We start from the raw sequence: 25,718 nt of genomic DNA on the forward strand, positions 1-25,718 counted from the left end.
TGCATCGTTTAATTTTATAACGATCTCTTGAAATTATGTAATCACATACAAAAAGTTTAGGCTTTACTTTGCTATGTTAGTAAGAACCTAAAAATTACAATCATGAAAACATTATATTTAATACTATTCTCTTTTGCGATTATCTCGTGTCAGAATCAAGGGAAGATAGATATTCAGAAAGCTAAACAAGCGAGTATTGACTCTATGAAAGTTGAAATTAATAAGCAAAAAGTTATTGATTCAATGAAAACAGAGATGGCAAAAGTTCAGGAAGAGAAGGAGAAAGCTCAGATAGAAGCAGTACCACAAAAGGTAGTAGTGGTTAATCAACAAGCACCAGCTGTTGCTGCCGCGCCAAAGAAAAAAGGATGGAGTTCGACTGCAAAAGGAGCTGTAATTGGAGCTGGAGTAGGAGCTGTTACTGGAGCAATTATCAGTAAGAAAAAAGGGGAAGGTGCAATAATAGGAGGATTAGCAGGTGCAGGAGTTGGAGCAGGAACTGGAGCAATTATAGATGGGAAAAAGAAAAAAGAATAGAAGAGACTACTATTCTTCGAATAAATGTTAGTTATATTCAAATAGAAAAACCACCTCAAATTAATTTTAGAGGTGGTTTTTTGCACAATAAAGAAAAAAATTAATTGTTATGTTGGAATGGCTATAGCAATTAGCTTGGTTCTGTAATCATTAAATTGATCTTGAATTCTTGTCTTCTCATTTTTGAAGTAAGGAGAAGATGAAAGAAGATTTTCATAATAGGCAATTCCACTTAAGAGATTGTCTTTAAAAGCTTGTAATTTTTTAGTTTGTGCGGCTGTTATTTCTGCCGTAATATTTTCAATATCTTTCTTAAAATAATCCAAGTACATTTTTAATTCCTTTACGAATAGATTTGGACGATTATCGACACGTATAACCGACTTATTTCCATAAATGTGTTGTACCATGTCAGATAAAGATACTTCTTGGTCAAAATAGGCCATATTTGGACCAGGACAGATAACAACACCTTGAGCTTGCCCTTTGATCTTGATATCATTCTCAATATAAGAAGCATTCGCTAGTCCTACACATAAACATGATTTCTCAGTAATAGCAGCTTTAGATTTTTCATAAGATGCTGGAGAAAGAGTGTCTTTTATAGTTTCTAATTCAGCTAATTTTAAATCCTGAAATTTTTTAGAAGCAGAGCAAGTTCCTTTTGGGTCATATTCTTTGCTTAAAGCCAAAAATTTCTTTGGACAAGAGCTACCTGCTTTATTATCGTGAATACGCTTTTGTTTAAGAACTTCATTGGATGTTCCTCTTAAGGTGTTAAAAGGTACGCCTAAAGGAGAAATATGACTTAAATATAAATCCTCCTCTTGGGCTTTCATTAATAAGTTGCGAGTAGGCTGATCAACAGATGTAGCTTCAGGAACTAGTAAAAAAGGAGTTCCCCAACCCACAGAATCTACATTATAATTATCTAGTAAAAATTCGTGTTCTTCGGCAGTTCCTACACCTCCTTGTACGGTAATTTTAAGGGGTAAAGTATTTTCGGGAACTAGAAATTGTTTTTGCTGTAACGCTTTTACCATCAAGTCATGAGCAGATTGAATCAATTGGTCTTTTTTCTGTTTGAATTCTTCTAAGATAGGACCTAATAATAAACCTTCGGTGGCAAATGCATGCCCACCACAATTTAATCCAGACTCAATACGATATTCAGAAACCCATAGCCCTTTTTTAGCCAAAAAATTACCTTGAATCATAGCAGATCTAAAGTCGCTTACTTTAAGAATAATTTTCTTTTTAAGCTCGTTATTGCTATCTGGGAAAAAATCTGGAAAATTCTCGAAGTAGCTATATAATCTAGGATTCATACCTGCAGAAAGAACTAAAGAAGATTCTAAATTACTGTTAGCAAAACCGCGAAGTGCTGCATGAGCATCATTAAATTCAATAGGTAATTGTTCGTCTTTGATAAAGTTATCTTTATCCAGTTTAGTCATGATGTTTACATCGATAGCACCTGTAGAAAGATGTGATTCAATATAGTTTTGGATGTTTTCTTTAAAAGAAATACCATCTTCCATTAAGTTTAGAATCCCTTTTTTTATCTCAGAACTATTAGGTAACATCGAGATATAATTCTCTAGAGCTTGTCTGCTTTCAGATAATTCGGTTTTGAAACTTTCAAATTTTTGTTTTACGATTTTGTCTACTAAATTTAAGTAGGTTGTAATGCGCTTGGCTCTGTAATCGTGAATTTTTTGACTTATTTCCTGATAAGAAGAATTGAACTTTTCAGAATAAAAAGCGGTCATCTTTTCAATTAACTCATCATCTGCAATCGAAATTACGGATGAAATACCATATTTAGCTACTCGAATTGGGCTGTCAATAGTATAAGCGAGTCCCATTACAGGAATATGAAAAGAGTGTATAGGGGTTTTTGTCATTTGCTATTATTATAAAATTTAATAAATGACAAATGTTGTAAAATCATTTTATTTAAAAACTGATATATATCATGTTTATAGCGGATTAAGTTCGTTTTTTTAGAGTGATTAAATTAAAATCTTCTTAAAAGATGCAGCTATACTTCTCCATAAAAAATTATAAAAGGACTTTTCTTGGATTCGTTCCAGTTCTATTTTAGTTTTTTTAGCTTCATTATCAGAGTCCTTTTTAAGAATTAAATTGGCTAAAGAACTTTTTAATTTTGCTTCTTTTTCGGGGTTTTTCTTTTTGTATAAAGTAACTTTTAAGTCCTTGTATTTTAAACTTGCATTTCCTGTGGCTTTTTTATCATTTCCAGTAATGTCAAAATGGTAATCATCAAAAGTACCTTTAAACGAAGTATTAGTATATGGTTTTGTAAACGCATACATTGCCTGAACATCAAATTTTGCAATGCTTCCTTTTATACGAAAACCATCGTTTTTATCCAGAACGTTTAATGTCCAATGTACATTTAAAGGAGAGTTTTTCATAAAAAGACAATTGACTTTAATGTCTAAGTCGGCTACTTTTTTTAAACCAAAACCACTCTGAAGATTTGTAGCATTCAAATTAAAACGGCTGAAAGTTAATATCGCAGGGCCTTTCTGAAAATTGATTTCTTCTTCATAAACTAGTTTTGAATTTTGGATAGAGAGCGTGTCAATTTTTAAAGGGAACGGAATTTTTCTAAGCAAAGTGTTGTAGAGTGGTTTTTTACTTACATCATCTTCGGGTATTTTATTACGATAGATATTTGCGTCTAAGTCATCAAAAACAATAGAATTTGCATTAAAGAAAAACACATCATTTTGGAAACCCCAATTCATCGAATTGATATTAATGTCCGTTGCTGTTACGGTGAAAAGATCTTTTTCTTTAGTTATTTTCTGTACAAATTGATGACGAGAATATAAAGGGATATAACTGAAGTTTTTTACTTTTAATGAATGATTATTAGTTGCTATTTTCGAAGCATTAATAGTGTAAAACGAGTTGGGTTTGTAATATGTGCTATCACAATTTAGAGCATATTTTTGATACGAAAAGGGGATTTTCTGTTTAAGTGTTTCTTCATTAATAAGAATTCCTTCTAACACAAGGGCAATATTTCGTGTGTATAAAATGGGTTTGTTTGTTTTGGTAGACATAATATCTAAACTCGCTTTATTGAGATAAATATTAGAAACAACAATGATTTTTTGAAAAGGCTCGATTATTTGTGTGCGGATGCTATTGCTATTGTCGATTGCTTTTTCATCTTTTTTGTATAATATTACCCGAGCACGATCAATCGTGATACTTTTGGCGCGTAAAACATCATTAAATACAAGATTCCAAATACTAAAATCGTTTATAGCAACTGTCTCGATTTTAGAATAAATTCCAATTTTGACAGCATTATCTTTAGAAGCATTTTTAGGATTGACAACAATGTTAAATGCATAGATGTCTGCCGACCAAAGGTCAATTTTTATATCTTCGTAAGTAATTTGATAAGGCGTTTTGTTATTGTCCTGAATGATTTTAGGAAGTTGTTTTTTTACCCAAAAATTTAATCCTGAGTTTATTAAAAACAAGAGGGCTATAAGCGAAAGAATTCCTATAATTATTTTTTTATTTAAAGACATCTAGTGCATATTTTATTTTAAATATATAAATTTAAAGACTTAAAAGGAATAACTTTTAGATACAATTGTGATTTTGATAATAATACATTTCGTTAAAATATTTATTTATACAATTTAGAAACATGAAAAAAATCAAAAAAATACTGTTTGTTTTGTTCTTACTGCTTGTTGTTTTAGGAATAGGTTTGTGTACTTATATTTTTCACTTAAAACCAAAGTATGAGGGAGAAGTAAAACTGAAAAACATTCAAAAAGAGACTACGGTATATTTTGATGATTTTGGAGTACCGCATATTTATGCTAATTCTCAAAAAGAGGCTATGACGGTTTTAGGGTATGTGCACGCTCAGGATCGGTTGTGGCAAATGGAGCTAATGCGTCGCATAGCATCAGGACGATTGTCAGAAATTTTTGGTTCTGTAATGCTAAAAAATGATAAGTTCTTTTCTAGTTTGGGAATAGAAGAAGCATCAGAGAAAGCAATCGCACAATTAGATAAAAATAGTCAGAGTTATCAATTGACAATGGCTTATCTGGATGGAATTAACCAATATATGGATGAAGGAGTAACGCCAATAGAGTTTCAATTGGTTGGCGTGAAAAAACAAAAATTCACTATAAAAGATGTGTACAATATTTTCGGATATATGTCATTTAGTTTTGCAATTGCTCAAAAGACAGATCCCTTAATGACTGATATTCGTAATAAATATGGAAATGAATATTTAAAAGATTTTGGTTTAAATGGCGAATTGAATACTACACAAATAAGAAATGCAAAAGAAAATCAAGAAGAGTATGCTGTAATTTCAAAATCGGTTGCTTCGCTTCTTGAAAAATCTCCAATTCCACCATTTATAGGAAGTAATAGTTGGGTAATAGCTCCACAGAGAACAAAAAATGGTAAAGTTATTTTTGCTAATGATCCCCATATTGGGTTTTCACAGCCAGGAACATGGTACGAGGCTCATATAGTAACCCCAGATTTTGAACTGTATGGCTGTTATTTGGCAGGAACACCATATCCTTTATTAGGGCATAATAGAGATTATGCTTATGGATTAACAATGTTTGAAAACGATGATATTGACTTTTATCAAGAAGAAGATAAGCAGGGAGATTCTAATGAGTATAAGACACCAAAGGGTTATGAAAAATATGAGACCAGAAAGAAAATTATAAAAGTAAAAGATTCATCAGATGTTGTTGTAGATGTCAAGATAAGCCGACATGGGCCTATTATGAATGGATTAATAGAAGATTTAAAGAGTAGCACTAAGCCAATAGCGATGTCTTGGGTATACACACAACAGCCAATAAAAATTCTAGATGCTGTTTATGGGATTTCGCATGCTAAAAATAAAAATGATTTTAAGAAGGCAGTCAGTCTTATTGCTGCGCCTGGATTAAATGTGATGTATGGAGATGCAAAAGGGAATGTAGGCTGGTGGGCAACAGGAACGTTATACAAACATAATAAAGGAGTAAATCCTAATTTTATTCTAGATGGAGCAAGTGGTAAAGAGGATATTGCTGAATATTTAGATTTTTCTAAAAATCCATCAGCAGAGAATCCAAAATGGGGTTATGTGTATTCGGCAAATAACCAACCAGAAGCCATCGATGGATTTTTATATCCAGGATATTATTTACCCGAAGATCGTGCTAAAAGAATTACACAATTGCTCGATGCAAAATCGGATTGGGATAAAGAAGCGGTTAGTAAAATGATTTTTGATAATACTACAATAGTTGCTCCAACGGTAGTCGAGAATTTAATTTTGAATGTTAAAAATGAATCGCTTACAGCAAATGAAAAACAGGTGCTTTCTATTCTTAAAGATTGGGAAGGAACTAATAATGTACAAGATGTAGCGCCTACGATTTATAATAAATGGGTGTATGTGTATTTGAAAAATACTTTTGAGGATGAATTGGGAGAAGAAAATTTTAAAAATTTATTGGAGACCCATCTTGTAAAACAAATTATAGCAAAACAAATACAAAATGAAAATTCAGTTTGGTGGGATAATATATTGACTAAAAATGTAAAAGAAACGAAGAAAGATGTTTTAATAAAATCATTTCATGAAGCAATAACAGGACTTGAAAAACAATTAGGGACTAATGTTCAAGATTGGAAATGGGAAAAGGTACATACAGTAGAGTATCACCATCCATTAGGACAAGTGGCTGCTTTGCGAGGAATTTTTAATGCAGGGCCTTTTGCGGTTTCGGGATCGTCAGAGGTAATTAATAATCAGTTTTTTGATTTTACAGACAAAGGGATTTATGATATAAAGGGCGGTCCATCGACAAGAAGAGTTGTTGATTTTTCGGATATAGAGAATAGTTGGAGTATTTTGCCAACAGGACAATCTGGAAATCCGTTTAGTAAACATTATACAGATCAAGCAGAACTTTATAATGCAGGAAAGTTTCGAAAAATGAAATTAAATAAAGAAGAAATTATAAAAACATCTACCAAGTTAATTTTTAAACCTAAATAATAAAAAAGGAAGAGTTTACATTCGGGATTATTTTATTATGTAATTGGTTGCATGGAGGATTAAAAAAGAAAACCTTTTTTTTTGGAGATAAAAAAATACTACATGAGTTACTCTTTATAAGAGTCTAGTAAATGTCATTTGCAAAGAAAATGTCGAACGGATCTTTTTGGAAGAGGCATGACTAAACATTTATTTGATTTATAGCCTATTCTATAGATTATATACTTATTTTTACGATTCGTATAATTACATTTTTTTTTTAATGCAAACTCCACTTAAAATTGCTGTTGTAGGTTCTGGATTAGTTGGCTCATTGTTGGCAATTTACCTTAAAAAGGAAGGACATGAAGTTCATGTTTATGATCGAAGTCCAGATATTCGTAAAATTAATTTTTCAGGGCGATCGATAAATTTAGCGATGTCCAATCGAGGATGGAAAGCGTTAGATGGCGTTGGTGTTGGAGATGCAGTTCGTGAAATTGCAATTCCGATGGATAAACGAGCCATACATTTAGTCGATAAGCTTAATTTTCAGAATTACGGACAAGAAGGCGAAAGTATTTATTCGATTTCTAGAGGAACCTTAAATCGTAAGATGATTGATTTAGCAGAAAATGCAGGAGCTAAATTTTTCTTTGAACAAAAAATATGGGATGTAACTTTAAACGATGCTACATTACATATTGGAGAAACGGAAAGAGGGGAGTGGGAAGAAAAAAAATACGATATGGTTTTTGGAGCCGATGGTGCTTTCTCGAGAATTCGTCATCGTATGCAACGCCAAAGCATGTTTAATTATTCGCAAGAGTTTTTGAATATGGGGTATAAAGAATTAAATATTCCTGCAAATCCAGATGCAACACATAAACTAGATAAAAACTCTTTTCATATCTGGCCACGTGGAGAATATATGCTTATTGCATTGCCTAACTTAGATGGTAGCTTTACATGTACATTGTTTATGCCTTTTGAGGGAGAAAATTCTTTTGCATCGTTAACGGATAGAAAACAAGTAGAAGACTTTTTTGAAAAAAACTTCCCAGATTCTATAGAGGTAATACCAAAATTAGCTGAAGATTTCTTTAATAACCCAACAAGTACATTGGTGACAATGAAATGTTTTCCTTGGACTTACAACGATAAAATCGCCTTAATAGGTGATGCATGTCATGCTATTGTACCTTTTTATGGACAGGGAATGAATGCTGGTTTTGAAGATATAACAGTTCTATATGAAATGATGCTTAAATATGGAGACGATTGGAAGACAGTTTTCTCTGAATATGAAATTTCACGTAAGCCAAATGCAGATGCAATAGCAGAGCTTTCCTATCGAAATTTTATGGAAATGAGCACTAAAACTGCCGATGAAAAATTCTTGTTGCAAAAGAAGATAGAAAAAGCTTTTTCGGATAAGCACCCAGATAAATGGATTCCACTTTATAGCCGTGTTACTTTTAGTGAACGTCCTTATGCTGAAGCATTGGCAATTGGAGATTTCCAAAATACAATTATGGAAGAAGTTTTAAGAACCGATAATATCGAAAATATCTGGAACACACCCGAAATCGAAAATAAGATTCTGGAGTTGTTGCAAAAATAACTACAATATCAAAAATCAATATCAAGTCAAAAATCAATAGTATTTGCAATTTAAAATTGTAATTGATTTTTGACTTGATATTGTAATTGTTTCTTACTTCTTAAACATTTTTGATAAAACACCAAATACACCTCTTATAAAGGTAGCACTTGTTACTACTTTTAGTACTGATTTACCAACGACACTTGCAGTACTTGGCTCACTACTTGCCTTCTTTGAAGATTTTTCTTCTTCTTGTGAGCTTGCTGCTTGTTCAGCATCACTAATTTTTTTGGTTAGTATTTCGTAAGCACTTTCGCGGTCGATTACTTCACTATATTTTTTAACTAATTTAGATTTCTGATTGATTTCCTGGATTTCACTTTCAGTCAGTACGTCCATTCTGCTCATAGGAGCTCTCATCATAGTTGCTACCAATGGTGTTGGAACCCCTTTTTCGTTTAATGCAGTAACAAGAGCTTCTCCTATACCTAAACTAGTAAGTAGTTCATCTGTTTTATAATATTTAGAGGTAGGGTAGTTGTCGGCTGTTTTTTTGATGGCCTGTCTGTCGTTAGCAGTAAAAGCTCTTAAGGCATGCTGAATTTTTAATCCCAATTGAGCCAAAACACCACTTGGAACATCCATTGGGTTTTGAGTTACAAAATAAACCCCAACACCTTTAGATCGGATAAGTTTTACAATAGTCTCAATTTGTTCCAGTAATACTTTGCTGGCTTCGTTAAAGATTAAATGAGCTTCATCTATAAAAATGACTAATTCAGGCTGGTCGACATCTCCCTTTTCTGGCATTTGTTGGTATATCTCAGCAAGTAAGCTTAACATAAAAGTCGAGAATAACTTGGGTTTATCCTGAATATCCGTTAAACGAATGATATTTACATATCCCTTTCCATTTTCGTCAATGCGCATCAAGTCGTCAATTTCGAATGATAACTCGCCAAAAAAGATATCCGCTCCTTGTTGTTCAAGTTCGATTATCTTTCTTAAGATTGTTCCAGTTGTAGCAGTAGATATCTTACCGTAACTGGCTGCGATTTCATCTTTACCTTCCTCAGTAATATAGTTAATGACCTTTTTAATGTCTTTTAAGTCTAATAAAGGCATTTTGTTATCATCACAATATTTAAAAATAACTGAAATAACACCCGATTGCGTATCGTTTAATCCTAGGATTCTAGAAAATAAAACAGGCCCAAACTCCGAAACAGTAGCGCGTAATCTCACCCCACTTTGTTCAGAAAGACTCATTAATTCTACAGGAAATTGAGATGTTTTATATGGGATATCAATTTTAGCATGGCGTTCAGTAATAAAAGGTTTTTCTTCCCCTTCTTTTGCAATACCACTAAAATCTCCCTTAATATCCATCATCAAAACGGGGATTCCAGCAAGAGAAAGTTGTTCGGATAGTACCTGGATTGTCTTTGTTTTTCCAGTTCCTGTAGCACCAGCGATTAATCCGTGACGATTTAAAGTCTTTAAAGGTATTTTAACATGTACATTTAGAGGTTCACCATCATAGATTGCTCCGCCAAGAATAATACTTTCTCCCTTGGTTTGGTAACCATCATTTATATTTTGAATAAATTCGTCTTTTTGGCTCATATTTGTGTAACATTAATTCAGTTGCAAGATATTGTTTTTTTCTTAAATCGTTTAATTTAGAGATGTTAGCGTAAAAAAAATCTGTTTTTGTTAAAAATAAAAATAAAAAATATTTTCTTAACATATAATGAAGATTTTGGCAGATTGTGTTTCTTTTTACTAAAACGTTGTAAATTTTATCATAAATAATTATTTTTTAACTTCGATTTTATCTAAAATACAATTAAGGGGGTTCGATATTTTTTATGTTTAGGTTAAATTAATTGGAATAAAACTGAAAAAAGTTTTTTTATTTAAACTAAAAATATAAATTTGCTCCACTACAAGTTTATTATAACTAAAAAATAAAAATTATTTAAAACTATTAAAATTAAAAAAAATGGCAAACGTTAAAGTTAAAAAAGAAAGTACTTCAAATGGCGGAGGAATGGTGTCTGGATTGATTATTGCAGCATGTATTTTTGTGGGTTGGTGTATTTGGAATTTCCTAATGGGATCTCCTTCGAATTTTGAAGGTGGTACTGTTGAAGGGCATCCATTAAATATATTAGGTATGGTTTACCATGGAGGTATTATCGTTCCAATTTTGTTAGGTATGTTATTAATGGTTCTTGTGTTTTCTATCGAAAGATATACAGTTATCACTAAAGCAGCTGGAAAAGTAAACTTGGATAAATTTATGAAAAGTGTTCAAGGAAGTATTAAAGAAGGAAACATTGATGCAGCTATCGCTTCATGTGACAAACAACAAGGTTCAGTTGCAAATGCAATTAAATCAGCTTTAATTAAATACCAAGAAGTTAAAAAAGAAGGATTCAATAGTGAAGAAGCTTCAGAAACTATTCACAAAGAAATCGAAGAGGTAACTTCATTAGAAATGCCAATGTTAGAGAAAAACATGACAATTATCTCAGCTTTAGTATCTTTAGGTACATTAGGAGGATTGTTAGGAACAGTATCTGGTATGATTAAAGCATTTAGCGCGTTAGCTTCTACAGGTACTCCTGATCAAGCTGCACTTGCAAATGGTATTTCTGAAGCACTTGTAAATACTGCAACTGGTATTAGTACTTCTATCTTTGCAATTATTGCTTACAACTTCTTTACATCTAAAATTGACGATTTAACTTACTCTATCGATGAGGCAGGTACTACTATCGTTAATACTTACAGACATTTCAGAGGAAGTTTAAGACAATAAATAATTTTTTAGCATGATTATTGCTAAATTTAAAAATAAAAGATAATGGCAAAAATAAAAATGAAAAAAAAGTCAATGTCTACGGACATGACTGCCATGTGTGATGTTGCGTTTCTTTTGTTGACATTCTTTATTTTGACTGCTACTGCAAAAGTGCCTGAGGCACTTCCTGTAGACACGCCTTCATCTACTGTGCAAACTAAATTACCTGAAACGGATTTAGCGACTATTACAATAGGAAAAGGAAAAGTATTTTTTGATTTAAAAGGAAGAGAAGTTCGTAAAAGAACTTTGGAGCTTATGTCAGAAAAATATGGTGTTGCTTTTACTGATGATGATAAAACTGAATTCTCTTTGATGGAAGGATTTGGAGTTCCGATTACAAATCTGAAAGAAATCATAGAAATGAAAGCGGCTGATAGAAGTAAAGCTGGTCAACCTGGTATTCCTAAAGATTCTTTAGATAATCAGTTAAAAGAATGGATTTACAATGCGCGTATTGCAAATATTGAAATTGCTGATAAAGAATTACAATTCGCTATAAAAGGTGATGCAAAGGAAGAATATCCTGCAATTCGTAAAGTGATGGATATCCTGCAAGATCAAAAAATCAATACCTTTAACTTGGTTACTGGTTTGAGAGGAAAAGACTTTTAATTAAAAAACATACACTAAAATGGCTGAATTAAATACCGGCGACGGTGGAGGCGGGAAAGGTGGTAAAGTAAGAAGTAAAAAGCAAAACGCAAAAGTAGATTTAACTGCGATGGTGGATTTAGCTTTCTTATTGATCACATTCTTTATGCTTACCACAACGTTGTCAAAGCCTCAATCGATGAGCTTGGGGTTGCCAGATAAAGAGGATACAAAGATAGATCAAAAAATTAAAGTTGATGAGAATCGTACTATGACTCTAATGTTAGGTGCTGATAATAAGTTAACTTATTATATGGGATTGCTTGAAACTCCTATCGCTGGACCTAAAGAAATTGCTTACGGTAAAGACGGGATTCGTAAAGAATTGTTAAGCAGAAAAAAATCTGTATTAGAATATTCTGCTGGAATTGGGAAACCAAAAAACGGTATTATTGTGATCATTAAACCGACTAAAAAATCTACCTACAAAAATTTGGTTGATATCTTGGATGAAATGGCTATTACTGGTGTAGAAACCTATGCAATTGTTAATGAGTTTTCACCAGAGGAAGCAAAATTGGTAGATAAAAAATAAGAGCAATCTTATCTTTTAACACCCTAATAATCAATAAAAATGAAATTAGATATTATAAAAAACCAGTGGCTTGATATCGTATTCGAAGGGCGTAATAAGATATATGGTGCATATGAGCTAAGAAAATCTAATCAGAAAACTACGGTAAGAGCGCTTATCATAGGGTCTATTATTTTTTCACTTCTTATTGCTGCTCCAGTTATCGCGAACCTTTTGCCAGATTCTAAAACAGAAGATGGTCCTAAGGATATTAAGATTACCACTGTAAAATTACCTCCTAAGAAAGAGGAAATTAAACCTAATCTTCCGCCTCCACCACCGCCACCTCCAAAAGTGGATCAAGTGAAGTTTGTGAAGCCTGTTGTAGCAAAAGCTAATGAAGTAACTGAAGAGCCACCAAAATTAGTGGAGCTTAAAGAGAAAAAAATTGGTGCTGAAACTATTAAAGGAGATCCAGATGCAGTATTAACTGTAGAACCAGTAGGTACAGGAACTGCTGCAGTAGTTGAAGAAGATAACCAAGTGTATAACACTGCAGGTATCGAAGTTAAACCAGAATTCCCTGGAGGAATTGAAAAATTCTACAAATTTGTAGCTAATAATTATAGAACTCCAGAAGAAGAAGGTTTAAAAGGTAAAGTTTACGTTACTTTCGTAGTTGAAAAAGACGGATCATTAACAGACATTAAAGTTTTAAGAGATATAGGTTACGGAACGGGACCAGAGGCTATTAGAGTTTTAAAGAAGTGTCCAAAATGGAACCCTGGAGAACAAAATGGTAAAAAAGTTAGAGTATTATACTCTCTTCCTATTACTATCCAAACTGCAGAGTAATGTTGAAACAACTGCTTGATAATATTAAGAAGAAATCGCTAAAAGAGCGATTTCTTCTTGTTTTAGGAATGTTCTTCTTCCTAATGTATTTCGTGATAGGTTTAGCCATCATTTTTTGGAAAACTTTGCCAATTGCAATGGAATATAAGTATAGAGTTGCTTTTGGTGTATTATTAATTGTATATTCGTTTATTAGATTTGTTAGATTTTTTAATTCAAATACAGACTAGACATGTTTAAGAATAGTAAAGTTTTGTTATTAGTAGTATTGGGTTTCTTGTTTGTTACTTGTAATCAGAAAGAGAAGGGTAAAAATGAAAAAGAAACTATACTTAAAGGCAGTATGGATATTGCTGTAGATGAAACATTGGTTCCCATTGTTGAAGATCAGGTAGCTGTTTTTGAAGGAACTTATGATGCAAAAATTACTATCAAGCCTAAATCTGAAGCTGAAATTATTAATGATTTATTGAATCAAAAAACTTCTGTTGCTTTTACTGCACGTGATTTAACTAAAGAAGAGAGAGACGTTTTTAATAAAAAGAAAATAGTACCTAAAGTAACGCCAGTTGCTATAGATGCAATTGCATTTATTTCAAACAAAGACAATAATGATACTTTAATTGCGTTGAAAAGTGTAATTAATTTTATGCAAGGAAAACCTGAAGCAAATATTAAAGGATTAGTCTTTGATAATCCAAATTCGAGTACATTACGATATTTAAAAACTTTAGCAGAAATTAAAGATGTCCCTAAAGAAGGTGTTTTTTCATTTAAAACGAATGAAGAAGTGATTAAATTCGTATCCGAAAATAAGGGAATGATTGGAGTTGTTGGAGTAAATTGGTTATCACAACCTTCTCCTGAATTAAAAAAATATGTGGCTAAAGTAAATGTGTTGAGTGTAAAAGGTCTTAAAAGTGATAAATTTATAGCCCCAACTCAAAACAACATTGCAGAAGAGACTTATCCTTTGGCACGTGATTTGTATATTATAAATTGTCAAGGTTACTCTGGATTAGGTATAGGGTTTGCTTCTTTTGTTGGAGGAGATATTGGACAAAGAATAGTCTTAAAATCAGGATTATTGCCAATACGAGTTCCAGGAAGAAAGCTCAATATTAGAAATGAAATTATTAAAGAAAAAGAATAAATTAATTATAATAGAGATGAATAAATTTAAAATTTTTAGTGTTGCATTAATGGCGACAGCTGCCGGAGCTTATGCGCAAGATATAAGTCAAGCTAAAAAAGCTATCGATGCTGAGCAATTTGAAAAAGCAAAAACAGTTCTACAATCAATTATTAAAGCAAAACCAACAGATGGTGAGGCTCCATTTATATTGGGTAATGTTTACTTAAGTCAACAAGTTGCTGACTCAGCTAAGATATATTATCTAAATAGTGTGGCTGCTTCTAGTCGTGCTAATCTTGGTTATATTGGTTTAGGTCAATTAGATTTAGATAACAAAAATACAACGGCCGCTCAAGCAAATTTTGCTTCTGCTATAAAGCCAATGAAAAGAAAAGATGTAGAAGAGTTTGTCTACATTGGTAGAGCATACATGAATTCTGTTAACCCAGATTACAAAAGTGCCATTACTACTTTAAACCGTGCATTAGCTATAGATCCACAAAATGCTCAAGTACTTTTAGCACTTGGTGACGCATATTATGGAGATAATAACCAAAATGAAGCTTATAAATCATACCGTAATGCATTTCAAGCTGATCCAACTTTGTTGAGAGCAAAAATGCAGCTTGGGGTATTGTTAAAAGGTGCAAAATCTTACGATGAAGCTATTAAAGCATTCAACGAAGTTATTGCTTTAGATGCTAATTATGGTCCTGTTTATAGAGAATTAGCTGAAACATATTACAAATGGGCAAGAAATAAGCCTTCTACAAGAGAAGTTAATTATAAAAAAGCGATTACTAATTACGAGAAATATCTAACTCTTACAGATTACTCTATTCATTCTAGAATGCGTCATGCAGATTTCTTAATTTTAGTTGAAGACTATAAAGCTTTAGAGAAAGAAGCGAATGAAATGATTAAGTTAGATAAAGTAAATCCTAGAATTTTTAGATATTTAGGGTATGCTGCTTATGAAAATGGTAACGTAGATGTAGCTATTAAGTCATTAGAAGATTATGTAAAAAATCCTTCAAACAAAATTATTGCTAAAGATTATTTGTATTTAGGTTTTGCAAAAATTAAAAAAGGAACAAGTGCTGATGGTGCTTCAATTGACCCAGCTGCATTCGAAGCAGGTTTAGTTGAAATTAGAAAAGCTGTAGCGATGGAACCTTTGGCAGTTCAAGATTTAGGTGATCTTGGAAAAGCATTGTTTGGTAAAAAACTATATAAAGAAGCTGCCGCGCTTTTTGAATTTGGTACTAAAGTTCCGGAGTCTGCAACTTACTTAGATGATAATGTTTATTACGGATTATCTATATTCTATGATAATAATAAAGCTAATGTTAAGCCAGATCCTATTGCTTTACAAAAAGCAGATGCTGCATTTGTAAATGTACTTACTGCTTCACCAACTTATCAAGAAGCTTACTTGTATAGAGCAAGAACAAATAGATTACTTGAGAATGACGAAGTGATGACTAAGAACTATGAGGATTATGTTGCGAAAACTACTGAAAAAGGAGATGAAGAACTTGCTAAACCAGCAGTTAAGACTAAATTCATAGAAGCTTACAATAATATTGCAGCTAGTTATGCAAATACAGATAAGGCAAAAGCAATTGAATATTTCAATAAAACTTTAGCATTAGATCCTACAAATGCATATGCAACACAGTCTTTGAATACTTTAAAATAATTTAAAGATTATACTATTTTTGAAACCGATAACTCTATGAGTTGTCGGTTTTTTTATTGTTCCATTTTTTATTGACTATCTTTGCACTTTAAAATTTAGTAATGTTATCAAAAGAAATACAATTAGAAGTAAATAAAGGTGCAATGTTACCCTTGATGGAAGAGTTTTATACGATTCAAGGAGAAGGATTTCATACAGGAACAGCAGCTTATTTTATCCGTATTGGTGGGTGTGATGTTGGTTGCCATTGGTGTGATGTTAAAGAAAGTTGGAATGCAGAATTGCATCCACCAACAAGTGTTGACTTAATTGTGAGTAATGCTAGTAAATCAGCTGATACAGTTGTTGTTACAGGTGGTGAGCCGTTAACATGGGACATGACTATACTGACGAAGGAATTGAAAAATAAAAATTTGAAAGTCCACATTGAAACCTCAGGGGCTTACCCGTTAACAGGAACGTGGGATTGGATCTGCCTTTCACCAAAAAAGAACAAATTACCTACACAAACAGTTTATGATAATGCCCATGAGCTAAAGGTGATCATTTATAATAAGCATGATTTTATTTTTGCCGAAGAACAAGCTGAATTGGTAAATGGGAATGCAATATTATTTCTTCAGCCAGAATGGAGTAAGAAAGAAGAGATGACACCACTTATTGTTGAGTATGTAATGAACAATCCAAAATGGAGAGTATCGCTTCAGACACATAAATATTTGAATATTCCTTAACAAAAGTGATGTTTATAAAAAAAACAAAAGCCTTTTCATGTACGAAAAGGCTTTTGTTTTTTTTGTGATGCTATGTGAAAAGACAATAGGGGTAAAAATTATACATATTGAGTAAAATAGTTTCAGTTTGTATTTAGTTCGTGATGCCTTTCTGGATTACCATCCTTTTTGTTTCTTTAAACCAGTAATATGAGCCAGATGGTGATTTCCATGCCATGCATAAGTTCCGATTATCTGTTTAAGAGAGACTATTGAATTGTTTTCGGGATGAATAAAAGTTTTCTCCAAATCAGCTTTAGATAAGTTTTTCATGATGTAGCCTAAACGAAAATGTAAACCTTCTAGTAAAGACAAAGTAGGTTGTATTGGCATTGTTAGATTGTCAGGTAACTCAGCCCATAGATCTTCGTGATAGGCTTTTATTATTGGATTGTCTTCAGTCAAGGCCCATTTTATTCTTATAAAACAATTCATATGACTTTCTGCGCAATGATGAATGAGTTGTCTTACAGTCCAGCCTTCTGGTCGGTATGCGGTGTTAAGTTGTTCGTCGGATAAATTAATGACTTCCTTTTTTAATCTTTCCGGAAAAGTGGAAATCTCTTCGATTTTGATTGAAATATAATCAGGAGAATACGTGTCAGGTGTTATAAATTTTCCAATTGGGTATTTTAGTTTCTCTAAATCTAAATTTTCCATTTTTTTATGTTTTATTTTTAAACAGTAAGTCTAGCTAAATAATCATAATGCTCTCCTTCTAAAACCAGTTCGCACTTAAACCCGTTTGCTATAGCGGCATTTTGAAGTGTGTTGTAATCTAAGTATAGCCATTCAAAAGCAGATTCTTTTTCTCCTTTATAAGAGATGTTAAAAATAACTTCTCCATAATATTCAGTATCTGATGGAATCCATTTTCCGCCATCTTCATCTTCATCAAACATATATATTATGTCAGAACTATCAAGTAAGATTTGTCCCCAGGATTCAAGAGAGATTTTAGCTTCGATAAAAATTTATTACAATTTTGTAGTTTTCCAAAAATCCCCACGCCATTCATTAGTGATATAATTGTGTCGTATTTTTCCACTTCAAGAGTTAGTACATCTTGTACTCTCGCATTTTTTATACCACGAAGTTTACAAGTTTCGATGGCTTTTTCAGAAATGTCTATCGAAGTTACATCAAGTTTCTTTTCGTTCTGTAAGTATAAACTGTGGCTTCCCGCACCGCAACCTACATCAAGTATTTTTCCTTTGGCAAGTTCCAATGCTTTTTGTTCCAGTTTAGGCATTTCATTATAGGAGCGAAATAAATAAGCAACACTCATTTCGTCTGCTTCAGAAATTGTAGTTTCGGTAATTAAATCCTCTGGCGAATTGTTGGTCTGGAAATCCAGTATTGCTTTCCCAAAAAGGTCTTTCATCGTATTTTAGTTCAAAGTTTAAGGTTTCGAGTTTAAAGTTGTTTAATTTTGCAGTTCAACTTTAAATCTTAAACTTGAAAGAAATTTTAAACAACTTAAATAAGTTGGCCAAAGATAAGCATATCGAAAACAAAAAGTATTTCGATAAGCTTAAAAAGAAACAACCTAAGAATTTAGATTATGTAATGCAGGAATTGCATGATGCTGAATTTAGGAAAACAGATTGCTTAAAATGTGCTAACTGTTGCAAAACAACAGGGCCGTTATTTACGGATGCGGATATCGAGCGTATCTCGAAACATTTACGACAAAAGCCACAACAGTTTATTGAACAATACCTTCGTATAGATGAAGACAAGGATTATGTTTTGCAAAGTGTCCCATGTACTTTCTTAGATAATGAAAACTATTGTATGATTTATGATGTGCGACCTAAAGCATGTCGTGAATTCCCGCATACAGATCGCAAAAAGTTCCAGCAAATTTCTGATTTAACTCTTAAAAATGTTGCAATGTGCCCAGCAGCATTTAATATTGTAGAAGCAATGAAAAAACGCCTGCCTCTATAAAGGAAGACTTCTGCCTTAAATATTTCGTAATTGTTTTTACGAGTAATTTAAGTTTACTTATTAAACCGTATTTTTGAACTTATAAAAAAAGACACCCAATTAAATTGAATCTAGAATATTTTATAGCCAAAAGACTCATTACTGCCAAAGATCATAAAAGTAGTATCTCTGCACCAATTATAAAAATTGCAATCTCAGCCATTGCTATTGGAATAATAATGATGTTGGTTTCGGTAGCAACTGGAATTGGATTGCAAAAAAAAATTCGAGAAAAAGTATCAGCTTTTAATGGGCAGGTAATTATTTCCAATTACGACAACAATCAGTCGGAGGTGACAATCAGTCCAATTTCCATAAAACAAGATTTTTATCCTAAGTTTACTTCAATTCCAGAAGTAAGCCATATTCAGGCAATAGCAAGCAAAGCAGGGATAATAAGAACGGAAGCAGCTTTTGAGGGGATTATATTTAAAGGAGTTGGTGCCGATTATGATTGGAATAATATAAAGGAGTATCTAGTTGAAGGAAAGCTTCCAGATTTTACTAAAGCTATTAATGAAGAAGTTTTGTTATCTCGCTTTCTTGCCGACAGACTAAATTTAAAAGTAGGAGATGCGTTCAATACATTCTTTATAAAAGAAGATCAGAATAAATTGCCAAATGTGCGTAGGTTGAAAATTGCAGGAATATTCAATTCAGGATTTCAAGATTTCGATGCTACCTATATAATAGGTGATATTCGCCATATACAGCGTATTAATAAATGGACTCCAGATCAGGTAGGGGCATTTGAGGTTTTCTTGAAAGACTTTGGAAGTATAAAAACAACAGGGGATAAAATTTACCAGCAAACATCATCAACACTTGATACAAAAACCATCATTGAGAAATATAGTTATATTTTTGATTGGTTAGAGCTCTTCGATTTTAATATACTAGTTATCTTAGGTATCATGATTATTGTTGCGACAATAAATATGGTAGTTGCATTGTTGGTTTTAATATTAGAACGTACACAAATGATAGGGATTTTAAAGGCATTAGGTGCTAACAACTGGGTCATTCGTAAAATATTCCTTTATAATGCGTTTTACCTTATATTAAGAGGACTGTTTTGGGGGAACCTTATTGGGATTTCACTTTTGTTAATTCAACAACATTTTGGAATAATCCAACTTAATCCAGAAAACTATTATGTCAATCAAGCACCGGTTTATCTTAACTGGGGATATGTATTATTACTAAACCTGCTAACCATAACAGTTTGTTTTCTGGTGTTATTGATTCCTTCCTATATAATAACGAAGATTTCTCCGGTAAAAGCAATACGATTTGATTAGTCTTTATTAGTTCTCATTTCGATTTCTAGGATTCTGATTGATTTTTCAGAAGCTTTTACCTGCTATTTGCTTCAATCTTTCCCTTTTTAAAGAGAAAAGGGAAAGGATTTACGCTTCTATCAGGGCTAGATGTGCAAAAACAAACTACCTGCAAAAACGGAAACCCGCTAAAAATGGGCATTGCAATGAAATGACTATTGGAAATACTTACAAAACACAAAAAGGAACAAGTTGTAAAGTCAAAGTTATCAATGTGTTAAGAAATAAACGTAAAATAAACCCAAAAATGCAATCGAAAAGTATTGTTTATCTATAAAAAGGTGGTAGTTTTGCACCCGCAACAAACAAGACGTTCACTGATACACTGGCAAGCAAAACAATCGGATTTAGAAACGAAAGTTTCTAAAAAAAAGATTAAAAAAAGCTTGTGAGTTTGGAAAACGAAAGTTACATTTGCACCCCGCAAAACAACGGAAGTTCCTTGAAATACTGCTAAGAAAAACGAAGAAAACGGAAGCGAAAGTTTCTAAAAAAACTTCAAAAAAATCTTGCCAGTTAAAAAGGAGTTCATTACTTTTGCACCCGCTTTGAGAAACAAGCGAACAAAATAAGTAGACAAGTTCTTAGACATATTGAATTGACAGCCGTTTCGAGAGAGATTTCGAAACAAAGAATAAAGAGTAATAGAATCGCAAGATTTGAATATAACCGATAGAATCTGAAGTCGCAATATAATATAAAAAATATACGATGAAGAGTTTGATCCTGGCTCAGGATGAACGCTAGCGGCAGGCTTAACACATGCAAGTCGAGGGGTATGCTTCTTCGGAAGTAGAGACCGGCGCACGGGTGCGTAACGCGTATGCAATCTACCTTTTACAGAGGGATAGCCCAGAGAAATTTGGATTAATACCTCATAGTATTATAGAATGGCATCATTTTATAATTAAAGTCACAACGGTAAAAGATGAGCATGCGTCCCATTAGCTAGTTGGTAAGGTAACGGCTTACCAAGGCTACGATGGGTAGGGGTCCTGAGAGGGAGATCCCCCACACTGGTACTGAGACACGGACCAGACTCCTACGGGAGGCAGCAGTGAGGAATATTGGACAATGGGCGCAAGCCTGATCCAGCCATGCCGCGTGCAGGATGACGGTCCTATGGATTGTAAACTGCTTTTATACAGGAAGAAACCCTGGTTCGTGAACCAGCTTGACGGTACTGTAAGAATAAGGATCGGCTAACTCCGTGCCAGCAGCCGCGGTAATACGGAGGATCCAAGCGTTATCCGGAATCATTGGGTTTAAAGGGTCCGTAGGCGGTTTAATAAGTCAGTGGTGAAAGCCCATCGCTCAACGGTGGAACGGCCATTGATACTGTTAAACTTGAATTATTAGGAAGTAACTAGAATATGTAGTGTAGCGGTGAAATGCTTAGAGATTACATGGAATACCAATTGCGAAGGCAGGTTACTACTAATTGATTGACGCTGATGGACGAAAGCGTGGGTAGCGAACAGGATTAGATACCCTGGTAGTCCACGCCGTAAACGATGGATACTAGCTGTTGGGAGCAATCTCAGTGGCTAAGCGAAAGTGATAAGTATCCCACCTGGGGAGTACGTTCGCAAGAATGAAACTCAAAGGAATTGACGGGGGCCCGCACAAGCGGTGGAGCATGTGGTTTAATTCGATGATACGCGAGGAACCTTACCAAGGCTTAAATGTAGTTTGACCGATTTGGAAACAGATTTTTCGCAAGACAAATTACAAGGTGCTGCATGGTTGTCGTCAGCTCGTGCCGTGAGGTGTCAGGTTAAGTCCTATAACGAGCGCAACCCCTGTTGTTAGTTGCCAGCGAGTCATGTCGGGAACTCTAACAAGACTGCCAGTGCAAACTGTGAGGAAGGTGGGGATGACGTCAAATCATCACGGCCCTTACGCCTTGGGCTACACACGTGCTACAATGGCCGGTACAGAGAGCAGCCACTGGGCGACCAGGAGCGAATCTATAAAACCGGTCACAGTTCGGATCGGAGTCTGCAACTCGACTCCGTGAAGCTGGAATCGCTAGTAATCGGATATCAGCCATGATCCGGTGAATACGTTCCCGGGCCTTGTACACACCGCCCGTCAAGCCATGGAAGCTGGGGGTGCCTGAAGTCGGTGACCGCAAGGAGCTGCCTAGGGTAAAACTGGTAACTAGGGCTAAGTCGTAACAAGGTAGCCGTACCGGAAGGTGCGGCTGGAACACCTCCTTTCTAGAGCCCTATATGTTAGCAGTAATGCACGTTAGGGAAAGAAGACGAAAGAATTTAAAGGTTCATCTCTAAAGATTATATTACTCTGCTGTTAGTTCAAATAATAAATTTAAGTAAAAACAGAGTCTCGTAGCTCAGCTGGTTAGAGTACTACACTGATAATGTAGGGGTCGGCAGTTCGAGTCTGCCCGGGACTACTATTTAAACTTAAATAAAAGGAAATTTTAGAAGTTGAGCATTTATGAGCGAATTCATAACTCATAATTCATCATCATTTTAAAAATGGGGGATTAGCTCAGCTGGCTAGAGCGCCTGCCTTGCACGCAGGAGGTCAACGGTTCGACTCCGTTATTCTCCACAGATCAATCCCTTAATTGGGTGCGATAAAAGTTCATTGACATATTGAGATAAGAAAATAATAAAAAGTAGAAAGCGTTTTTATTAGCGATAATAAAAACAAAAAAAAACGGTCATATTAATTTATGATTGGTACAATAAGCAAAATAAGGGCGTATGGGGGATGCCTTGGCTCTCAGAGGCGATGAAAGGCGTGATAAGCTGCGAAAAGCTACGGGGATCGGCACACACGAATTGATCCGTAGATACCTGAATGGGGCAACCCACTATGTTGAAGACATAGTACACCGATAGGTGGGCAAACCCGCTGAACTGAAACATCTAAGTAGGCGGAGGAGAAGAAAACAAAAGTGATTCCGTAAGTAGTGGCGAGCGAACGCGGATTAGCCCAAACCAATGTTGTTACGGCAATGTTGGGGTTGTAGGACCACGATATTTGTTGCGCAAAGAATTAGAATCTACTGGAAAGTAGAACCACAGAGGGTGATAGTCCCGTATAGGTAATGAGTGTAAATGATAGTGGTATCCTGAGTAGGGCGGGGCACGTGAAACCCTGTCTGAATTTGGCGGGACCATCCGCTAAGGCTAAATACTCCTGAGAGACCGATAGTGAACCAGTACCGTGAGGGAAAGGTGAAAAGAACCGTGAATAACGGAGTGAAATAGATCCTGAAACCATACGCTTACAAGCGGTCGGAGCCCTTTCGTGGGGTGACGGCGTGCCTTTTGCATAATGAGCCTACGAGTTAACGTTGCTGGCAAGGATAAGTGGTTAAGCCACGGATCCGTAGCGAAAGCGAGTCTGAATAGGGCGCTTTAGTCAGTAGTGTTAGACGCGAAACCGTGTGATCTACCCATGGGCAGGTTGAAGCTGTGGTAACACACAGTGGAGGACCGAACCGGTTGACGTTGAAAAGTCTTCGGATGACCTGTGGGTAGGGGTGAAAGGCCAATCAAACTCGGAAATAGCTCGTACTCCCCGAAATGCATTTAGGTGCAGCGTTGTGCATAAAGTTATATAGAGGTAGAGCTACTGATTGGATGCGGGGGCTTCACCGCCTACCAATTCCTGACAAACTCCGAATGCTATATAATGTTTCACAACAGTGAGGGCTTGGGTGCTAAGGTCCAAGTCCGAGAGGGAAAGAACCCAGACCATCAGCTAAGGTCCCCAAATATATGTTAAGTTGAAAGAACGAGGTTTGTCTGCCCAGACAGCTAGGATGTTGGCTTGGAAGCAGCCATTCATTTAAAGAGTGCGTAACAGCTCACTAGTCGAGCGGACGAGCATGGATAATAATCGGGCATAAACATATTACCGAAGCTATGGATTTACAATTAATTGTAAGTGGTAGGGGAGCATTCTAACAGGGTTGAAGGTGTGTCGTAAGGCATGCTGGACTGGTTAGAAAAGAAAATGTAGGCATAAGTAACGATAATGCGGGCGAGAAACCCGCACACCGAAAAACTAAGGTTTCCACAGCTATGCTAATCAGCTGTGGGTTAGTCTGGTCCTAAGGCGAACCCGAAAGGGACAGTCGATGGCTAACGGGTTAATATTCCCGTACTACTAATTACTGTGATGGGGTGACGGAGTGATGAAAGCGCCGCGAACTGACGGAATAGTTCGTTGAAGTACCTACCTATAAGATCTGCAGGCAAATCCACAGATTTTGGGGAAATACGATAGTACTCGGAGACTTCGGTTGAAGAGATAGTGCGCCTAAGGGCTTCCAAGAAAAACCTCTAAACTTCAGGTAATTAGTACCAGTACCGTAAACCGACACAGGTAGTTGAGGAGAGAATCCTAAGGTGCTCGAGAGATTCATGGCTAAGGAATTAGGCAAAATAGACCTGTAACTTCGGGAGAAAGGTCGCCAGCAGCAATGCTGGCCGCAGTGAAGAGGTCCAGGCGACTGTTTATCAAAAACACAGGGCTCTGCAAAATCGTAAGATGAAGTATAGGGCCTGACACCTGCCCGGTGCTGGAAGGTTAAGAGGAGATGTTATCTTCGGAGAAGCATTGAATTGAAGCCCCAGTAAACGGCGGCCGTAACTATAACGGTCCTAAGGTAGCGAAATTCCTTGTCGGGTAAGTTCCGACCTGCACGAATGGTGTAACGATCTGGACACTGTCTCAGCCATGAGCTCGGTGAAATTGTAGTAGCGGTGAAGATGCCGCTTACCCGCAGTGGGACGAAAAGACCCTGTGCACCTTTACTATAGCTTAGTATTGACCTTGGATAAATGATGTGTAGGATAGGTTGGAGACTGTGAAGTGGCGTCGCTAGGCGTTGTGGAGTCATTGTTGAAATACAACCCTTTGTTTATCTGAGGCCTAACCCCGTTATTGCGGGGGACATTGCTTGGTGGGTAGTTTGACTGGGGTGGTCGCCTCCAAAAGAGTAACGGAGGCTTCTAAAGGTTCCCTCAGTACGCTTGGTAACCGTGCGTAGAGTGCAATGGCATAAGGGAGCTTGACTGAGAGACATACAGGTCGATCAGGTACGAAAGTAGAGCATAGTGATCCGGTGGTTCCGCATGGAAGGGCCATCGCTCAAAGGATAAAAGGTACGCCGGGGATAACAGGCTGATCTCCCCCAAGAGCTCATATCGACGGGGGGGTTTGGCACCTCGATGTCGGCTCGTCACATCCTGGGGCTGGAGAAGGTCCCAAGGGTTGGGCTGTTCGCCCATTAAAGTGGCACGCGAGCTGGGTTCAGAACGTCGTGAGACAGTTCGGTCTCTATCTACTGTGGGCGCAAGAAATTTGAGTGGATCTGATTCTAGTACGAGAGGACCGAATTGGACAAACCTCTAGTGTATCTGTTGTTCCGCCAGGAGCACCGCAGAGTAGCTACGTTTGGAAGGGATAAGCGCTGAAAGCATATAAGCGCGAAACCCACCACAAGATGAGATTTCTTTTAAGGATCGTGGGAGATGACCACGTTGATAGGCTATAGATGTAAAGGCAGTAATGTCATAGTCGAGTAGTACTAATAATCCGTAAGCTTATGTACGCCTTTTCCCCCGACGCAAGTCGGGGGGAGAAACTTTCTAAAAAATTATTTTTTCTTTATCTCAGTGTGTTAAGA

17 protein-coding genes, 2 tRNA genes, 2 rRNA genes and 1 pseudogene are annotated in these 25,718 nt (G+C 35.4%); 17 read left to right on the top strand and 5 right to left on the bottom strand.

All coding sequences use genetic code 11. The features are described 5' to 3' along the window. Window positions 1-102: 102 nt before the first annotated feature. Window positions 103-537 carry a glycine zipper family protein gene (locus EAG11_RS19900; RefSeq protein ID WP_129540716.1) on the top strand — a complete coding sequence of 145 codons (435 nt, stop codon included), beginning with the start codon at window positions 103-105 and terminating at the stop codon, window positions 535-537. Window positions 538-644: 107 nt separating this feature from the next. Here EAG11_RS19900 and EAG11_RS19905 read toward each other — a convergent pair whose 3' ends face one another. After that, the gene (locus tag EAG11_RS19905; RefSeq protein ID WP_129540717.1) at window positions 645-2,444 is read right to left on the bottom strand and encodes a hypothetical protein; all 1,800 of its coding nucleotides are present in this window, start codon (window positions 2,442-2,444) and stop codon (window positions 645-647) included. Window positions 2,445-2,552: 108 nt separating this feature from the next. Continuing rightward, on the bottom strand, window positions 2,553-4,115 hold the full coding sequence (locus EAG11_RS19910; protein WP_129540718.1) for a hypothetical protein: 1,563 nt from the start codon (window positions 4,113-4,115) through the stop codon (window positions 2,553-2,555). 122 nt (window positions 4,116-4,237) lie between these two features. On the opposite strand from EAG11_RS19910, the gene EAG11_RS19915 reads away from it, so the two are divergent. Together EAG11_RS19915 and EAG11_RS19920 are read left to right on the top strand one after the other, a co-directional pair. After that, window positions 4,238-6,625 (top strand): penicillin acylase family protein, encoded by a 2,388-nt coding sequence (locus EAG11_RS19915; protein WP_129540719.1) that lies wholly within the window; start codon window positions 4,238-4,240, stop codon window positions 6,623-6,625. A gap of 262 nt (window positions 6,626-6,887) precedes the next feature. Further along, the gene (locus EAG11_RS19920; RefSeq protein ID WP_129540720.1) at window positions 6,888-8,228 is read left to right on the top strand and encodes an NAD(P)/FAD-dependent oxidoreductase; all 1,341 of its coding nucleotides are present in this window, start codon (window positions 6,888-6,890) and stop codon (window positions 8,226-8,228) included. Between the two features lie 93 nt (window positions 8,229-8,321). Here EAG11_RS19920 and EAG11_RS19925 read toward each other — a convergent pair whose 3' ends face one another. Next, a complete protein-coding gene (locus EAG11_RS19925; RefSeq protein WP_129540721.1) occupies window positions 8,322-9,836 on the bottom strand; it encodes a helicase HerA-like domain-containing protein in 1,515 nt (504 codons plus the stop codon). Window positions 9,837-10,215: 379 nt separating this feature from the next. Between EAG11_RS19925 and EAG11_RS19930 the strand changes: the two genes are divergently transcribed. The 8 genes from EAG11_RS19930 (at window position 10,216) to EAG11_RS19965 (ending at window position 16,673) form a co-directional block, all read left to right on the top strand. Continuing rightward, the gene (locus tag EAG11_RS19930) at window positions 10,216-11,037 is read left to right on the top strand and encodes a MotA/TolQ/ExbB proton channel family protein (RefSeq protein ID WP_129540722.1); all 822 of its coding nucleotides are present in this window, start codon (window positions 10,216-10,218) and stop codon (window positions 11,035-11,037) included. Between the two features lie 45 nt (window positions 11,038-11,082). Then, the gene (locus tag EAG11_RS19935) at window positions 11,083-11,694 is read left to right on the top strand and encodes a biopolymer transporter ExbD (RefSeq protein ID WP_129540723.1); all 612 of its coding nucleotides are present in this window, start codon (window positions 11,083-11,085) and stop codon (window positions 11,692-11,694) included. A 19-nt stretch (window positions 11,695-11,713) separates the two neighbouring features. Next, window positions 11,714-12,268, top strand: a complete 555-nt coding sequence (locus EAG11_RS19940) for a biopolymer transporter ExbD (protein WP_129540724.1) — start codon at window positions 11,714-11,716, stop codon at window positions 12,266-12,268. Window positions 12,269-12,307: 39 nt separating this feature from the next. Next, window positions 12,308-13,102 (top strand): energy transducer TonB, encoded by a 795-nt coding sequence (locus tag EAG11_RS19945; RefSeq protein WP_129540725.1) that lies wholly within the window; start codon window positions 12,308-12,310, stop codon window positions 13,100-13,102. Beyond that, a complete protein-coding gene (locus EAG11_RS19950) occupies window positions 13,102-13,332 on the top strand; it encodes a hypothetical protein (protein WP_129540726.1) in 231 nt (76 codons plus the stop codon). The genes EAG11_RS19945 and EAG11_RS19950 overlap by 1 nt, the downstream gene beginning before the upstream one ends. 2 nt (window positions 13,333-13,334) lie before the next feature. After that, complete coding sequence (locus EAG11_RS19955) at window positions 13,335-14,255, top strand: PstS family phosphate ABC transporter substrate-binding protein (RefSeq protein ID WP_129540727.1); 921 nt, start codon at window positions 13,335-13,337, stop codon at window positions 14,253-14,255. 16 nt (window positions 14,256-14,271) lie between these two features. Next, window positions 14,272-15,939, top strand: coding sequence for a tetratricopeptide repeat protein (locus EAG11_RS19960; RefSeq protein WP_129540728.1), 1,668 nt, complete (start codon window positions 14,272-14,274; stop codon window positions 15,937-15,939). Window positions 15,940-16,040: 101 nt separating this feature from the next. Continuing rightward, complete coding sequence (locus tag EAG11_RS19965) at window positions 16,041-16,673, top strand: 7-carboxy-7-deazaguanine synthase QueE (protein ID WP_129540729.1); 633 nt, start codon at window positions 16,041-16,043, stop codon at window positions 16,671-16,673. A gap of 156 nt (window positions 16,674-16,829) precedes the next feature. Here EAG11_RS19965 and EAG11_RS19970 read toward each other — a convergent pair whose 3' ends face one another. After that, complete coding sequence (locus EAG11_RS19970) at window positions 16,830-17,372, bottom strand: YfiT family bacillithiol transferase (RefSeq protein ID WP_129540730.1); 543 nt, start codon at window positions 17,370-17,372, stop codon at window positions 16,830-16,832. A 17-nt stretch (window positions 17,373-17,389) separates the two neighbouring features. Continuing rightward, window positions 17,390-18,096 (bottom strand): annotated as a pseudogene (locus tag EAG11_RS19975) (class I SAM-dependent methyltransferase). 74 nt (window positions 18,097-18,170) lie between these two features. Between EAG11_RS19975 and EAG11_RS19980 the strand changes: the two are divergent. The 6 genes from EAG11_RS19980 to EAG11_RS20005 all read left to right on the top strand — a co-directional run bounded on the left by EAG11_RS19980 (window position 18,171) and on the right by EAG11_RS20005 (window position 25,643). Continuing rightward, complete coding sequence (locus EAG11_RS19980; protein ID WP_129540731.1) at window positions 18,171-18,665, top strand: YkgJ family cysteine cluster protein; 495 nt, start codon at window positions 18,171-18,173, stop codon at window positions 18,663-18,665. A 104-nt stretch (window positions 18,666-18,769) separates the two neighbouring features. Beyond that, on the top strand, window positions 18,770-20,005 hold the full coding sequence (locus tag EAG11_RS19985; RefSeq protein WP_129540732.1) for an ABC transporter permease: 1,236 nt from the start codon (window positions 18,770-18,772) through the stop codon (window positions 20,003-20,005). Window positions 20,006-20,752: 747 nt separating this feature from the next. Beyond that, window positions 20,753-22,266, top strand: a 16S ribosomal RNA gene (locus EAG11_RS19990). Between the two features lie 123 nt (window positions 22,267-22,389). Beyond that, window positions 22,390-22,463 (top strand) — tRNA-Ile (locus tag EAG11_RS19995). Between the two features lie 87 nt (window positions 22,464-22,550). Further along, window positions 22,551-22,624 (top strand) — tRNA-Ala (locus EAG11_RS20000). A 134-nt stretch (window positions 22,625-22,758) separates the two neighbouring features. Further along, a 23S ribosomal RNA gene (locus EAG11_RS20005) occupies window positions 22,759-25,643 on the top strand. Together the 16S and 23S rRNA genes with 2 tRNA genes alongside form the textbook arrangement of a ribosomal RNA operon. Window positions 25,644-25,718 lie beyond the last annotated feature (75 nt).

This window comes from Flavobacterium sp. 140616W15, from assembly GCF_003668995.1.
GTDB lineage: Bacteria > Bacteroidota > Bacteroidia > Flavobacteriales > Flavobacteriaceae > Flavobacterium.